Raw genomic sequence first — 15144 nt, 5'->3', positions numbered from 1 at the left:
TGGAAATGTCATCCCGGGTTACTGATTCGAATGTTCAGGGTGAAATCAGCGCGCTCGTCCTTCTTGGCAGCAGCTTCCATAAGAAAGACCACTATCCGATAGGTGCCATCGCGCGGTAAGGTCACGGAATAACTGCTTTTTCTGCCGCGACTTTCGTGGAGAGCACGTGTTGATGCAGGCGCGGTGATACGAAACCCCACTAGCGCATGATCGCTCAAGATATTCAGTTGCAGCTGTTGTCCGGTATTTGCAGCGAAAAGGTATTCCCGGGTGCGCTCACCCTGGAGGGAGCCCTTTATGCCATTCGCGACAAGCTGATTCTCACTGTTCTCGCTTAACTGGATTTTTGCCGGTTTGATGTGTGCGCTGCGGTGCTGCGCTGACTGTGATCCTGTGCCCCCGACTGTTGGCGGAGCCTGGTTCACATCGGCGTATACGGCATGGCTGGACAGATACACGAGCAATATGAGCAGGCTGTGACGAAGTTGCCACGCAGCACGAGAGATTGCTAATTGGTATGCAGCACTCGGGAAGGCATCACGGGTTCTGGGCGTATTGATAGCGCTGGAGAGCGATGACGGACGCTGCACTGAAGATCCTGCCGGTAACGGAAAGATCCAAAAGTGTAGGCTGTCGAGCTCAAAATTAGTCGCGCGATTTCGGGTTAATGCCGCTTTGGAGAGATGATACTTCGCGCATGAAGGTGCCGCGCTTTAGAAAGTGAATCACCTGCGCGATTACTTTGCGATTTTTCATCATGAATACGTGGGTGACAGGCATTTCAATGTGGTCTTTCATTCCCTCCAGACGGGTCCTGGCAACGGTGACTTTACCGTCATCCTTTTCCGGAAGCATAGTGGAGAGAATCGGGTTGATACTGCGGGTGCCGGCGATAATACCGAGCTCAAAGTTCGCTGCACCTAACTTGTTGGGAACGCTCATTTTGCCTGTGCCCAGCTGCAGCCCCGCTTCGCCAAACATAAACTGAAAGCCCGGAAAACTTCCCAGGTTGTCCACGACTTCGCTACCCGCATTAGGTGGGCCGAGCATCACTACCCGCCCAAGGTTTTCGACTTTCACTTTGCCGAGGTACTGGCGAACCAGAATGCCTCCCATGGAGTGGGTAACAAAATGTACTTTGCTTTGGTTATGTTCTTTGCCGGACAGCTCCGCACAGCGGTCCAAAGCGGGTGCAATGGCTGGGCCCGCCAGCTTTTCGATGGGGTGATCGGTGGAGGGGTAATCCACGTTGACCGTAGCGAACCCTGCTTCGGCAAGCGAGGAATCCAGCTTTTGCATGGAATGGTCGGATTTCGCGAGGCCGTGCAACAGAATCACGCAGTCTCCGGCGAGCGCGGAGGAAGGCAGCGAAAGTATAAGTGTGACGATAGAGAGCGCGGGCAACAGGGGTTTCATGGTGTTCAAGAATTCCATTTCTCGGGGTAGATACTCAAGTACCCAGACGTTAACTCCCGTCAGACTCTGGGTCAAATGAAGCAGCGAGGCGACTCGGATTTTTCTCCTTGCGCGAACGGCTACTGCGTTTGCTATCAATTTCCACTTGCAGCGTAAACGGCGCTGACTCGTTGCGGCGGGCCGCACTGCGCATCATATAGATCTGGATCGTGTAAGTGCCGCTGGTGGCAAGCTTTTCGGAAAAACGCTCGCCTTTGATTGACCCAATAAAGATTGCTGCATCACCGGGGCCGGTACCAGGGCCGTAAACGTTGAAGTAGGTGGCGGTATGAGGGGAGGTGAGCGATATCGTCATCTGCTGCCCGGCCTTTGCAGCGAGGGTGTAGTTGACGCCGTCATAGCCCTGGATTTTTCCGGAAACGGAAGCGCCGGTGGCACCCTTGGCAAACTGCAGGGGTTCGGTACGCGATTCCCCGGCCAGGCTCAGCCAACTCGCCACCAGCAGGCAAATGAGTGCTGCAATCTGTAGGCGAGGGATGGCGTGCTCTCTATTCGGATCGTCGCTGTAATTCTGCATTCACTGAGTGTAGTTCAGCGCCAACATTTGGTGGCAAAGTCTCGGCCGGAAAGGCTTGAGACAAGTGTTACGAGGTCACTGTGGAGCCTGCCAGTTTCTGTGCGACCTGCACAAATAGCTGCGGCTTGTCTGGGGTAACCACCACCGTCGAGGTTGGGAGTTTAATGACTACGGCCTTTGCCGCGTCGGTGGCGTAGGCACGATAGCGCCCGAGCTTTTTGTTGCGAAACAGTCCCAGATAACTGAACAATCCGCCGTTACCGAATAGCTTGATGGAATCGTCCATTGCCTTCGCATCCAGGGTTACCGATTGCAGCCCGCGCAATGAAACCCGGCTACGCCAACCAGGGCGCAGTACCAGCAGGTGGTCACCCTCCAGCTGATACCCCCTTACGGTAAACAGTGCGCATAGCACCAGCAGCACCAGTGGTAGCCAGATTCCCAGGTGGTACAAGGGTGGTGACTGCTCGGGCTCCTTTACCAGTAGAAGCGTGCTGATCCCGATCAGAATGACACTCGCCAGAAGCGTCAGTAGCTTCAGCTCTCTGCTCCAGGGGGCATTAAAGCGTGCCGGTTTCAACTTGGGGGACTGCTCGGGCATCGTCATAGGTCTCTTAAAAGCATGAAACGGCTCAAGAATAGTTCTCGGCTCGTCGGTCAGGGCTGAAGTGTACCCTCGCTTCCCCGGTGTGAGAAACCGGTGAATGCCCTGTGGTGCTACTACAATGGCCCCATTGTCAAAATGCGCTCCCGCAGCGCCGGTTCGATTGCTATACTCCGCGCCCTTTGAGCGAGCGGCGGCGTTCGGGCGAACCCCGCGGCAACACAAGATTCCTGCGCACTGGAGAACTACATGTCAGAAACACTATGCGATATCGGCTTTATTGGCGCCGGCGTGATGGGGAAAAACCTGATCCTCAACCTGGTGGACAACGGATACCGCGTGTGTGCCTTCGATCTGGACCATAGCCGTCTGGAAGATCTGTTGGAGCAGGATGCTAAAGAGCGCGGTGATCAGCCTCCGCGGGTTGAAGTGTGTAACTCCTACACGGAGCTGCTGTCCCGTACCAAGGCGCCCCACCTGGTGATTCTGTCCGTGCCGGCCGGTGCCCCGGTCGATGATGTCTGCAACAAGCTGCTGGATGCCGGTCTGCAGGCCGACGATATTGTCATCGACACTGGCAACAGCCTGTGGACCGACTCGGTACAGCGCTGCAAGCGTTACGAGGGCAAGCTTATCTTCTTCACCACGGCAGTTTCTGGCGGTGAAGTAGGGGCACGTTTCGGGCCGTCCCTGATGCCCAGTGGTGACCGCTATGCCTGGGCGCGCATCGAGCCGGTCTGGCATGCGATCGCCGCAAAGGTTGACCCCGCAAGCGGCCAGCCAATCGAGCGTTTCGAGCCTGGTAACCCAGTAAAAGAGGGCGAGCCCTGTGCCGCTTATATTGGCCCTATCGGCTCGGGACACTTCGTCAAAATGGTGCATAACGGCATTGAGTACGCCGATATGCAGATGATCTGCGAAGTCTATGACGTGATGCGCAGTGCGCTGGAAATGACCCCCAGTGAAATTGCCGCCGTGTTCCGCGAGTGGAACAAGGGTGTGCTGAACAGCTATCTGATTGATATCAGTGCCGAAGTTCTGGATACCCGCGATACAGAAACCGGCGAGCCACTGGTCGATGTGATTCTCGATCGTGCGGGCCAGAAGGGCACCGGTCTGTGGACGGCGGTTAGTGCACTGGAAGTTGGTTGCCCCGCGCCAAGTATTGCGGAAGCGGTATTTGCCCGTTCACTTTCCACCCGCAAGGTATTGCGCGGACGCGCGGCGAAAAAACTGATCGGCCCGGAAATTGCCCCGGTTGCAGAAGAAAGGCGCAAGGAAGTCATCGAGCAGCTGCACGATGCACTCTACTGCGCCAAGATTTGCGTTTACGCTCAGGGTTTCGACCTGATGAAGCTGGCGGCGCGGGAGCAGGGCTGGCAATTGAACTTTGCTGAAATTGCCAGAATCTGGCGTGCCGGCTGTATCATTCGCGCGGTGTTCCTGCAGTCCATCAGCGATGCATACGAGCGCGATGTGAAGCTGTCTAACTTGCTGCTGGACGATTTCTTTATCCAGCAGATTGCCGAGCACCAGGGTAACTGGCGCCGTGCGGTGGCCGACGCCACCATCGGTGGTATCCCGGTTCCGGCACTGTCCTCGGCGCTCAGCTACTACGATGCCTTCCGCCGCGAATCCCTGCCGGCAAACCTGCTGCAGGCGCAGCGCGATTTCTTCGGTGCACACACTTTCTCACGTGTGGACAAGCCTGAGCAGGAGAAGTACCACGTATTGTGGAGTGAGCCTGGCCGACCGATGCAAAAATTGTGATTGCTAGCTTTAGTAAATGAAAATGGCCGCTACTAGCGGCCATTTTTTTGTGTGAATAATTTGAGTGTCGGTGCGCTTAGCGCCGTTGCGACGGGAAGCTGCGGAAAGCTTCTCCCACGGCCTGATCCATCGCGCGGGTGGGGTTGTTGAGTACTCTGCGCGTTACTGGCTTGTTGGCCTGGCCGCGCCAGACCACACGCTTTTGTCGAGTATCCAGTATGTCTACCGTCAGGTGGCCCTCGGTGTATTGGCTAACGTTAGCGTGATAGCCGGGAGGCAGGTTGTTGTAGTACTCCTCGAGATATGGATAGCGCGCGGCGGCAAAGCCGAGGTTCGAATTTCTCGGCATTTTCACCTGACGATTGGCGAACACATGCACGTTGACCAGTACATCCGGGTTATCGCTCGGCATCATGCCGCGAGACATCAGCTCTTGCGACACGGCGTTGTGGGCGAGGCTGGTGGCACGGCTCGGTGTACCGTTTTGCGGAACAAACCCGAAGGTTTGGTACTGGGCCATACTGGCGGACTGCTGAGAAGAGGTGTTGTTGGCGCAGCCGCAGAGTATTAGCAGCGCGGTAATCGTGAGCGGGAGCAGGGAAAACAGGGAAAATTTACGGAAGGTCATAGGCCAATCCCGGTGGTATTAAACAGGGTGTTCTGTTCAGCCTAGACCGGGATTGGCGCATTTTCACACGCGAAACTAAACAGTCATCAAACGACTTCTTCCACTTCGCTGCTCACCTGCCGGTCGTGTTCCTCGCGGCTGGCACGGGCAACGATTTCGTCCACGTTGGCGGTATCGGTATTGAGCCCGCCAAAGGCGGCCAGCAAATCTTTCAGCAGTGCAGAGATTTCGAGGGTCATAACCGAGAATTCAATGTCGAAACGCTGAGCAGCATTATCCGCATCGACGTTGTCAGCTTTTTCGGTAACCTCGTCACTGAATTTCAGGCGCTTAATCGCCAGCTGATCGTCCACCATCAGTTCGACACCGTCGCGCCACACCAGCCCCAGCTTGTGCACCTGCATCCCAGCGACGAGATGGTTATGGATCTCCTCCGCGCACAGGTCCTGGTTTTTACAGCGGATGACACTGCCGGACTCCTGCGGGTCGCGTAGCTCGCACTCGTGACCAAACTCGAAATTGGTGGGTGCTTCAGGTGCTGTCAGCCAGTGGGTCATGGACTGCTGAGGGATATTCTTTGCGGCTACCGGCACCACCGACAGGCTGCTGATGGCTTCGCGCAGGTTTTCCAGCAGCTCTTCCGCCGCTTTCGCGGAAGATGCGTTGACCACGATCCAGTTATCCTTGGGATCAATGTAGGCAAACTGCAGGCGCGAACGGGCGAAGGCTTTTGGTCGCATTTCCAGCAGCACTTCATCCTTCAGGTTCTGCCGTTCCTTGCGGCCCACACTGCGGGCCTCTTTTTCAGAAATAGCCAGCGCCATTTCTTCAACCTTCTCGTTGACCACGGCCGCAGGGATCACTTTTTCCTGTTTCTTGGCGCATACCATCAGGTAGCCATTGGCGGCGTGTACCAGCTCGGTGCCGTGACGCCCCAGCGGGGGTACCCAGCCGTAGCGCGCCATATCCTGGCTGCCGCAGGGGGTGAAGGTATCCGGTTCCAGCATCTCGTTGAGCTGTTCCGCGGACAGGGTGAATTCTCGGGTGAGGCGGTAGACGCGCAGGTTCTTAAACCACATAGATCAGGCCGTTCGCTGTATTTTAATCAGTATGCTTAAAGCGGCCGGGCATTATGCGTCAGCCGGCAAAAAGGGGCCAGCAGATGCGCTGGCCAAAGCAGGATTGCTGGTCACCAGCCTCAGATGACTAGGCTCGGCAAAACTGCTCGCCAATTTCCTGCGGGCGCGCAAATAGGTAAGCCGGTTGATGCTCTTGCAGCTCTTCGCGGGAGCCATAGCCCCAGAGTACGCCCGCGGACTTCAAGTGATTTTTGTGCGCGGCGTTCAGGTCAAAGTGACGATCGCCGATCATTAGTGTGTTGCGGCTAATGGTGTTTTCCGCCAGCAGCTTTTCCAGTTGCTGCCATTTCCCGATACCTACGTCACCGCCGCTGACGAATTCAAAATAGGGCAACAGGTTGAACTGTTCGAGAATACGAGTGGCAAAGTCGGCGCGTTTGGACGTGCAAACGCCGAGACGAACGTTCTTGTTTTCGCGCAGGGTCTCCAGCATTTGGTTCACCCCTGGGTAGAGGGTGTTTTCGGCGTAGCCGGTGTCTCCATAGCGCTCCCGGTACTTGCCCACCATGGAGCTGACAAATGCATAGCTGGTATTACCCGTGAGGTTACCGATCGTGTGTTCCAGCGGAGGACCAATGTAGGGCGTCAATTCTTCTGCCGCTCTCGGTGCCTGGTCGTGGAAAACCAATGCGTGATTCATGCAGTTTACAAAGCCTACCGCCGGATCACTCAGTGTGCCGTCCAGATCAAAAAGCAACCACTCGTACTGTGCCATAGAAAGCTCCTGATTATTTTTGATGTTGCGGGAAGCGTGCCGCGCTATTTTCCCCTGTCTGGGTAGGGAATACAAAAAAGCCCGGGTTTGAAGCCGGGCTTTTTCGCACAAGATGATCTGTTTAGTTGCTGGGAATTGCCCCAACAACCTTTACAAAATAATCCCAGAAATTTGCCACGCTCTGGATGTGCACGCGCTCTTCCGGCGAGTGCGCGCGACGAATGGTGGGGCCGAAAGAAACCATATCCCAGTTAGGGTACGGTTTGGCCAGCAGGCCGCACTCGAGGCCGGCATGGATCACTTTGACCTCTGGCTCGCTACCTTCCATATCCTTGTAGACATCCTTCATTAGCGCCAGCAGCGGCGACTGCATGTTTGGGGTCCAGCCGGGGTAGTCATTTTCCAGTAGGGCATTGGCGCCGGCCAGCTGGAAGGCTGCAGCCACATTCAGCCCGTGCTCATCACGTGCGCTGTCTGACAGGCTGCGTACCAGGCACTGGATGCGCACTTGTGCGTTGCCGTTTTCGGTTTCGGTGACGACGCGCGCTAGGTTGTTGGAGGTATCGGCAATGCCTTCGAGCGCAGTGCTCATACGCTCCACGCCGTTGGGGCAGCAGCGGATAGCACGAATCAGCTTCAGCTGCGCTTCGGCATCCAACACACTTGCCGGTGCATCGGTGGTCTCCAGCGCGATATCCAATTTCGCTTCGTTATCCAGTTCCGCTTTGATGATTGCTGTGGCCTGCTGGAAAATTTCCTGCAGCTGCGCCGCCTGTTCCGCAGGCACGGTAATCACGGAAAACGACTCGCGCGGAATCGCATTGCGCAGGCTGCCGCCATCGAGGCTGGCGATTCGCAGTGCCGGAATTTGCTGCAGGGCGGCATCGATGATGCGGTTGGCTATCTTATTGGCGTTGCCTCGTCCCTTGTCGATATCTAGCCCGGAGTGACCGCCGCGCAGGCCGCGTACACTCAGTTTGAACGCCTGATGGCCGGCGGGTAGAGGTTCTGCGGTGTAGGGCAGGGATACATTGATATCGACACCGCCGGCACAGCCCACGTACAGCTCGCCTTCGTCTTCGGTATCGAGGTTCAGCAACAGGTCCGCTTCAAAGTGGCCTGGCTGCAGATGTTTCGCGCCAGTCATACCCGCTTCCTCGTCGATGGTCAGCAGGGCTTCCAGCGGCGGATGCGGAATATCGGTGGATTCCATTAATGCCAGAATCGCGGCCACGCCGATGCCGTTATCAGCGCCGAGGGTAGTGCCTTCTGCGGTTACCCATTCACCATCCACATAGGGTTTGATGGAGTCGGTCAGGAAATCGTGCTCGGTGTCGGCATTTTTCTGCGGCACCATGTCTACGTGGCTCTGCATCGCCAGAATTTTGCGATTTTCCATTCCCGGAGTAGCGGGCTTCTTCAAGATTACATTGCCGACCTGATCTAGCTTGACGTCGAGCCCGCGACCTTTCGCGAAATCGACAATGTACGCCACTACCTGGTCTTCATGCTTGGACGGGCGCGGGATCTCGCACAACTTTGCGAAGTGTTTCCATAGGGGCGTTGGGTTCAGTTCAGCGATGCTCGACATGTGTTTTCCTTGTGGTGAGACCGCCTGATACAAAGCGAACAGGCGGCCAGAGGATACGGCCGGTGGGTGGGGCCGAAAGCACCCACGAGCTTGTGGCCCGCGGTTGGAGGTTTAGTCTTTTTTGTATTGCAGCCCTGCGCGTAAACGCCGGGTTCGGAATTACTCGCTAGCCGCGGCTTCCGCAACCAGTTCGAACGCAATGCGTCGTTTATCGGTATCTACGGCGCTCACTTTTACGCGCACTTCTTGATCCAGCTGGAACTGCTCTTCTCCGCGGGTAATGCGCAGGCGCTTGCCGTCGAAGTCGAATGGATTCTTTTTGCTGTTAAAGCGCACAAATCCATTGATGCCGTTGTCGTCCAGGCGTACGCCGATACCCGCACCGTTGACCAGAGTGATTTTGCCAGTAAAGGTCTGGTCGATTTTGTTTTCCAGATACTGGCAGTACAGCCACTGTTGCAGGGCGCGGTCTGCCTGGCGGCCAGTGGTGACACTCTGCTGCAAGGCTTCACCATGTTCGTCGGCCAGGGTTGGCAGGGTTTGCTGATCGGCAGCGGCACGCAGTACCCGGTGGTTGTGCAGGTCGTTGAACTTGCGGATCGGCGAGGTCACGGTGGCGTAGTGAGCAATGCCCAGGCCGAGGTGCGCGGCGGCATTGCCGGACAGCTCGCCCGGGCGCAGCATGCGCTTGAGCACCGCCAGCGTATTCTTCTTCTCTGCATCCTCATCGGCTTCAAGGGTTTTTACCAGCTTGAGGTAGACGTCGAGCTGGTGCAGGTCCTGCTCTGCGTACTCCGGCATTACGTCTTTCAGCAGGGCGCGGATCTCGGTCATGCGTTCGTCGCGGAAACCCAGGTGGATGGAAAAGCAGCCGGCACCGAGTTCAGCGAGTTTGTCGCCCGCCGAAATATTCGCGGCCAGCATGGCCTCTTCAACCATGCGCTGGGCAGAAGTGCGTTCCTGCTTCTCTATGCGCTCGATCTTGCGCTTTTCATTCAGAATCAGGTCGTAGTCCGGACGATCTTCCATTACCAGGGAGTGGCCGGAGCGGTACTGCGCACGCGCTTTGCTGAGGGCGTTCAGTTCGCTAAGGGCCTGGTGCTGGGTTTCTGGCACTGCAGCGGCATCGCCATCGATGTACTGGGCAACCTGGCTATAGCTCAGCTTGTGTTGGGAGCGGATCGCGGCAAACTCGTACTCGAAACCGTTCAGCGCGCCGTCTTCGGATACCGCAATATGCATCACCAGAGCAGGGCGCAGCTGACCTTCCAGTAGGGAGAAACTGTTCTCGCACAAACCTGCAGGCAACATTGGCAGGGTTTCGCCGGCGAGATAAACACTATTGGCCCGTGCAAGCGCGTCTTTGTCTAGCGGGCTGCCGGCTTCAATCAGGCTGGAGGGGTCAGCTACGGCGATGTGCAGGGTCCAGCCTGCGTCGGTTTTCGTAATCGCGATGGCATCGTCCATATCGCGGGTGCTTTCAGAATCGATGGTGACAAAGCCGAGTTCTGAAAGATCCTTGCGGTCTGTGCTGATGCTTTCCAGCTGCGCGGGAATGGCTTCTGCCTGTTCGAGCGCACCTTTGCTGAAGGCGTTGGACAGGCGGTGCTGGGCGACCACAAATGCGTGCTCGATGCCGGCCATATCGGGCTTGCCGATTACGCTTTCTACCTTTGCCTGAGACTTGCCGTCTTTGAAAGGGTGGCGGGAAATGCTGCAGGCGATGAACTCCCCCGGTTGTGCCTTGCCGCGGCCTTTGGGTGGCAAGAAGATCCAGCGCGAAAACCCGTGCTCGCTGGGCTGGATAAAATGACCCTGGCCTCGCTGCACGTATTGACCCACCAGATACTTCAATTCCGTGGAGATCAGGCTATCCAGCTCTGCGGACAGCTTGCCTTTATCTTCTTCGGTCAGGCTCACCTTGACGCGATCGCCAGGGAAAACCCGATCCATTTCGGCCGGGGGCAGGAAGGCCTCGCGCCCATCATCCAGTACCACAAAGCCGAATTTACCGTTGGCGCCGCGTACGCGGCCTTCGGAAAATTCCTTAGTGGAGCGGATATCGGACTTCAGCTGGGACAGCTGTTTGAGGGCATCGGCGTTGAGCATAACCAGGTCTCTGTAAATCTCGGTAAATCGACTGCAAGGAGTGTAGGGCGCGGATTCTACCAGACGAAGCTTTACAGGCCAGTTGCGCTATGGCGAACAACGTCTAATTTGCTCATGAAAGTAGATGAATTTGTGACCATCAGCGGGTTTGAGTTGCTGGAGAATGATCTATCCTAAAAAACGATGCATTTGGTGATGGTTGTGATACTGAATGGTCTTGATTGGCAAAGATTGCAATGAAAATCTGCACCTGCTGGATATATTCTAAGGGACTTACAATAAATCGCGGTTGCGGACTGAGCTGACAAAATCGGCCGTGTCTGGCGCCGTGGAACATCCGACCTCCGGAGAGGCAAGAAAATGAGTGTTTTTTCCCACCCTGCCTACGATAACCACGAAGAAGTTGCTTTCTACCACGACGCCAAAAGCGGCCTGAAGGCAATTATTGCGGTACATAACACCAACCTTGGCCCAGCTCTGGGCGGTTGCCGCATGTGGCCCTACGCGGACGATGCAGAAGCCCTGAACGATGTTCTGCGCCTTTCCCGCGGTATGACCTACAAATCTGCCATGTCCGGGCTCAAGCTTGGCGGTGGCAAGTCCGTGATTATTGGCGACCCGCGCAAGCAGAAGACTCCGGAGCTACTGCACGCAATGGGCGACTTCCTGAACACCCTCGGTGGCCGCTACATTACCGCGGAAGATAGCGGTACCAGCGTCGCCGATATGAAGATCATTGGTGAGCGCAGCGAATTTGTTTCCGGAGTGATTGCCGGCCAGGAACACGGTGGTGATCCTTCTCCCTCTACCGCATACGGCGTATTTGTCGGTCTGAAGGCTGCGGCACAACATCGCTGGGGTCGCGAAGACCTGAATGGCATGAAGGTATCTATTCAGGGCGTGGGCAATGTGGGTTTCCGCCTGGCCAAGCTGTTGAAAGAGGCCGGTGCCGAGCTGTTCGTGACCGATATCTTCCAAGAGAACATTGATCGCGCGGTGAATGAGCTTGGCGCGACCGCGGTCGGCGCGGATGAAATCTTCGATCTGGATGTGGACATGTTTGCTCCCTGTGCCCTGGGTGCAATTCTGAATGACAAGACCATTGAGCGGCTCAAGGTTGGCGCCATTGCCGGCGCGGCCAACAACCAGCTGGCGGAAGAGCGCCACGCGCAGGTGTTGAAAGAGCGCGGCATTCTTTACACCCCGGATTACGTGATTAATGCAGGTGGCATCATCGATGTGTATTACCAGCAAATGGGACAGGCGAAGGGCGAGTATGACGCTGACCAGGTGAAGGCGCATATCGAGACCATTGCTACCACTATGCACGAAGTCTTCGAACGCGCCGAAGAGTCTGGCGAAACCACGGCGCATATTGCAGACCGTGTTGCCGAGGAGCGCTTCGGTCACGAAGACGCCTTGAACAAGTCGGATTCCGCTGCTGCTTAATTCTTTTTCCGGGCCTAAGCGCCCGGCTCCTCCTAATTCCTCTGGCGAACTTATCGTCTCTCTGTGAGGTATTCTTCGGGCGCTACGGCGCCCGCTTTTTTGCCTACACTGATACTCGCGCGGGCCTTGCGGCTGTCATGCATGCGGCGTGATCAGTATCGCGAATCTCTATTCTCTCTCTTCCGCCCGTTACGCCTTCTCAAAAAAATCTGTGTCCGTTCATCAAGTGAGCGGGCAAGTGCCAGAACCAGGATAATTGACAATGGATATGCGATTTTCCCGTGTGATTTTTCCGCTACTCACCGCCATATTTTTCCTGGGGGTGACCGGTTGCGACAGGCAAAAGTCTGGGGAAGGTGGCCAGGAGAATGTGCACAAGGCATTTCAGGTCGATAAAAAAGCGGCCGCCAGCAGCAAAGCGGCTGCCACCGGCAACGAAGCCTATGTGGGGGCCCCCGAGATCGATCTGCCTTTTCACAAGGAGGTCCTGGATAACGGCCTAACCGTGATTGTGCACGAGGATCACAAGGCGCCGGTGGTGGCCCTCAATATCTGGTACAAGGTGGGGTCGAAAGATGAGAGTCCGGGTAAAACCGGCTTTGCCCACTTATTCGAGCACCTGATGTTTAACGGCTCGGAAAACTATCCGGGCGAGTACTTCGAACCCTTCCAGCGCTCTGGTGCCACGGATATGAATGGCACCACTAACAACGATCGCACCAATTACTTTGAAACGGTTCCCACCGGTGCCCTGGATATGGCGATGTGGATGGAGTCCGATCGCATGGGGCACTTTAAAGGCGCGATCAGCCAGGAAAAGCTCGACGAGCAGCGGGGCGTGGTCAAGAACGAGAAGCGTCAGGGGGAAAATGTACCCTACGGTAAAGCGTTTGATGTCATCGCTGCCAGCACGTTCCCGTCCGATCACCCCTATTCGTGGAGCACCATTGGTTCCATGGAGGACCTGGACAATGCCAGCCTGGAAGACGTGAAACAGTGGTTCTCCGAGTACTACCAGCCCGCCAATGCCATTCTGGTGATCGCCGGCGATATCACCGTGCCGCAAGCCATGGATATGGCGCGCAAGTACTTTGGCAATATTCCCAGTACTTCGGTGCCGCCGGAGATAAAACACTGGGAGCTTCCCTCGCAGGTCAACAAGCGCAAGGAAATGACCGATCGGGTACCACAAACCCGGATTTACAAGGTCTGGAACGTGCCGGCAATTGGCAGTGCCGACGAAGATGCGCTCGACCTGATGACCTCATTACTGGCCAATCGCAAGAACTCACTGCTGTACCGCCGCCTGGTGCGGGATGAGCAGGTGGCCACCAGTGTGAGTGCCTATTACTACGGCCGCCAGCTTGCCGGGCAGCTCATTATTACTGTGGATGTAAAACCCGGGCAATCGGTTGAGAAAGTGGAAAAACTGCTGAACGAGGAGTTGCGGCAGTTCGCCGACAATGGCGTCAGTGCGGATGAGTTGCGCCGCATCAAACAGAGCCAGTTCGCCTCGGTCGTCAAAGGGCTGGAAAAAATAGGTGGCTTCGGTGGTAAAACCGATATCCTGGCGCGTTCAGAATTTTACTATGGTGACCCTGCTGCACTCATCGATGGGTTGGAAGATTACGCCAAGGTGTCGGTGAGCGATGTGCAGGACGCTGCACAGAAGTGGCTCAAGCCCGAGCACTTCACGCTGGTTATTTCCCCGGAGGATAAATACCAGGCGTCGGCACACGATGTCGACCGCTCACAACTGCCCGCCATCGATAAAAATGTCGAACTAGAACTGCCCAAGCAGCAAGAATTTACCTTGAAGAATGGGCTTAAAGTTGTACTGGCAGAGCGTCACGATACGCCGGCGGTATTTATGAAACTGCAGTACCGCGGCGGCGCTTCCGTAGATGGTGATAAGCCGGGCCTCGCATCTGTGGTGGCGCGTATGCTGAGTGAGGGGGCAGGGGATTACGATAGTCTCGGCTTCAGTGCCCGCCAGGAAGAGCTGGGGGCGAGTATCGGCACCGGTAGCGGGCTGGACTACAACACCATCAGTTTCAGTGCTTTGAAGTCGCAGCTAAAGCCATCCCTAGAATTGTTTCGCGATGTCATCACCGACCCCAAGTTTCCAGAGGAAGACTTAACCCGGGTTAAATCCAACTGGCTCGATTCGATTCGCCAGGAAGAGGCGCAGCCCCAGGGGCTGGCCATGCGCAAACTGCCGCCGCTTCTGTATGGTGAGAACCACCCCTACAGTGCGCCGCTCACCGGCTCCGGTACCCCGGAAGCCGTCTCCTCCATTACCCGCGATGATCTGGTGAATTATCACGATACCTGGCTACGTCCCGATAATGCGCAGCTGACCATCGTGGGTGATGTGGATAGAGATGAAATCGAAAAACTGCTCAACGACACTCTGGGCAAATGGCGCGCGCCGAAAGAGCCGCTGCCAGCGTTGGACATTGCTAGCGTCGAGCGCCCGGACAGTGCGCGTATATTCCTGCTGGATCGCCCGGGTGCAGAGCAAAGCTATGTGATGGCGGGCCTGCTGATGCCGCCCTGGCAACCGGAAGGCGCGGAAGCGTTCGATGCAATGGCGTCGGCGGTTGCCGGTAAATTTACCTCCCGTATCAATATGAACCTGCGCGAAGACAAAAACTGGTCCTACGGCGCGCGGGCGGTATCCATGGATGCGGAAGGGCAGCGCCCGTATATTGTCATTGCGCCGGTACAGACAGATAAAACCGCCGCGGCCATGCAAGAAATTTTGAAGGAATACAACGCTTATCTGAATGATCGCCCCATCGAAGACAACGAGCTGAATGACTATAAAGATGACGAGGTTCTGAAGCAGAGTGCGCGTTTTCAGACCAAAGGGCAGCTGCTTTCCAGTATTGCCTGGCAGATCGAGAAAGGCTTGCCGCCGGAATACATCGCGGACTACCCGCAGCGTGTCAGCACCTTGACCAAGGAGCAGGTGGTGCAGGCAGCCAAGGACAATCTGGCGCCTGATCAGTTTACCTGGGTAATCGTTGGCGACCTCGACAAGATCAAGGAGGATATCGAAGCGCTGGACCTGGGCCCGGTGCAGGTGCTGCCTACCGAGCAGTGACCGGTGGCCGGCGCGACGTCTGGTCCCGGACGGGCCT

12 protein-coding genes are annotated in these 15144 nt (G+C 56.4%); 3 read left to right on the top strand and 9 right to left on the bottom strand.

The features are described 5' to 3' along the window. Positions 1-8 precede the first annotated feature (8 nt). The 4 genes from KUV22_RS04825 to KUV22_RS04810 form a co-directional block, all read right to left on the bottom strand. A complete protein-coding gene (locus tag KUV22_RS04825) occupies positions 9-590 on the bottom strand; it encodes a hypothetical protein (protein ID WP_222228955.1) in 582 nt (193 codons plus the stop codon). Between the two features lie 55 nt (positions 591-645). Further along, positions 646-1416: an esterase/lipase family protein gene (locus tag KUV22_RS04820; RefSeq protein ID WP_261319175.1), complete on the bottom strand. Its 771-nt coding sequence runs from the start codon at positions 1414-1416 to the stop codon at positions 646-648. Between the two features lie 49 nt (positions 1417-1465). Beyond that, positions 1466-1993 carry a hypothetical protein gene (locus tag KUV22_RS04815; protein WP_222228951.1) on the bottom strand — a complete coding sequence of 176 codons (528 nt, stop codon included), beginning with the start codon at positions 1991-1993 and terminating at the stop codon, positions 1466-1468. A 67-nt stretch (positions 1994-2060) separates the two neighbouring features. Continuing rightward, on the bottom strand, positions 2061-2594 hold the full coding sequence (locus tag KUV22_RS04810) for a PH domain-containing protein (RefSeq protein ID WP_222228949.1): 534 nt from the start codon (positions 2592-2594) through the stop codon (positions 2061-2063). A 252-nt stretch (positions 2595-2846) separates the two neighbouring features. On the opposite strand from KUV22_RS04810, the gene gndA reads away from it, so the two are divergent. After that, positions 2847-4367 carry an NADP-dependent phosphogluconate dehydrogenase gene (gndA, locus tag KUV22_RS04805; protein WP_222228947.1) on the top strand — a complete coding sequence of 507 codons (1521 nt, stop codon included), beginning with the start codon at positions 2847-2849 and terminating at the stop codon, positions 4365-4367. Positions 4368-4443: 76 nt separating this feature from the next. Here the strand turns inward: gndA and KUV22_RS04800 are convergent, their stop codons facing one another. The 5 genes from KUV22_RS04800 to KUV22_RS04780 all read right to left on the bottom strand — a co-directional run bounded on the left by KUV22_RS04800 (position 4444) and on the right by KUV22_RS04780 (position 10549). Then, the gene (locus tag KUV22_RS04800; RefSeq protein WP_222228945.1) at positions 4444-4995 is read right to left on the bottom strand and encodes a DUF4136 domain-containing protein; all 552 of its coding nucleotides are present in this window, start codon (positions 4993-4995) and stop codon (positions 4444-4446) included. Between the two features lie 86 nt (positions 4996-5081). After that, positions 5082-6074, bottom strand: a complete 993-nt coding sequence (rdgC, locus tag KUV22_RS04795; RefSeq protein WP_222228944.1) for a recombination-associated protein RdgC — start codon at positions 6072-6074, stop codon at positions 5082-5084. Between the two features lie 127 nt (positions 6075-6201). Beyond that, the gene (locus tag KUV22_RS04790; RefSeq protein ID WP_222228943.1) at positions 6202-6849 is read right to left on the bottom strand and encodes an HAD family hydrolase; all 648 of its coding nucleotides are present in this window, start codon (positions 6847-6849) and stop codon (positions 6202-6204) included. Between the two features lie 121 nt (positions 6850-6970). Next, on the bottom strand, positions 6971-8440 hold the full coding sequence (locus tag KUV22_RS04785) for an aminoacyl-histidine dipeptidase (RefSeq protein WP_222228942.1): 1470 nt from the start codon (positions 8438-8440) through the stop codon (positions 6971-6973). 159 nt (positions 8441-8599) lie between these two features. Beyond that, positions 8600-10549 (bottom strand): VacB/RNase II family 3'-5' exoribonuclease, encoded by a 1950-nt coding sequence (locus KUV22_RS04780; RefSeq protein WP_222228941.1) that lies wholly within the window; start codon positions 10547-10549, stop codon positions 8600-8602. Positions 10550-10909: 360 nt separating this feature from the next. On the opposite strand from KUV22_RS04780, the gene KUV22_RS04775 reads away from it, so the two are divergent. After that, positions 10910-11998 (top strand): Glu/Leu/Phe/Val dehydrogenase dimerization domain-containing protein, encoded by a 1089-nt coding sequence (locus KUV22_RS04775; protein WP_222228940.1) that lies wholly within the window; start codon positions 10910-10912, stop codon positions 11996-11998. A gap of 262 nt (positions 11999-12260) precedes the next feature. Then, the gene (locus tag KUV22_RS04770) at positions 12261-15107 is read left to right on the top strand and encodes a M16 family metallopeptidase (RefSeq protein WP_222228939.1); all 2847 of its coding nucleotides are present in this window, start codon (positions 12261-12263) and stop codon (positions 15105-15107) included. Positions 15108-15144 lie beyond the last annotated feature (37 nt).

The sequence above is a fragment of the Microbulbifer agarilyticus genome (assembly GCF_019800665.1).
Lineage (GTDB): Bacteria > Pseudomonadota > Gammaproteobacteria > Pseudomonadales > Cellvibrionaceae > Microbulbifer > Microbulbifer agarilyticus_C.
This window is presented reverse-complemented; position numbering and strand designations above follow the sequence as displayed.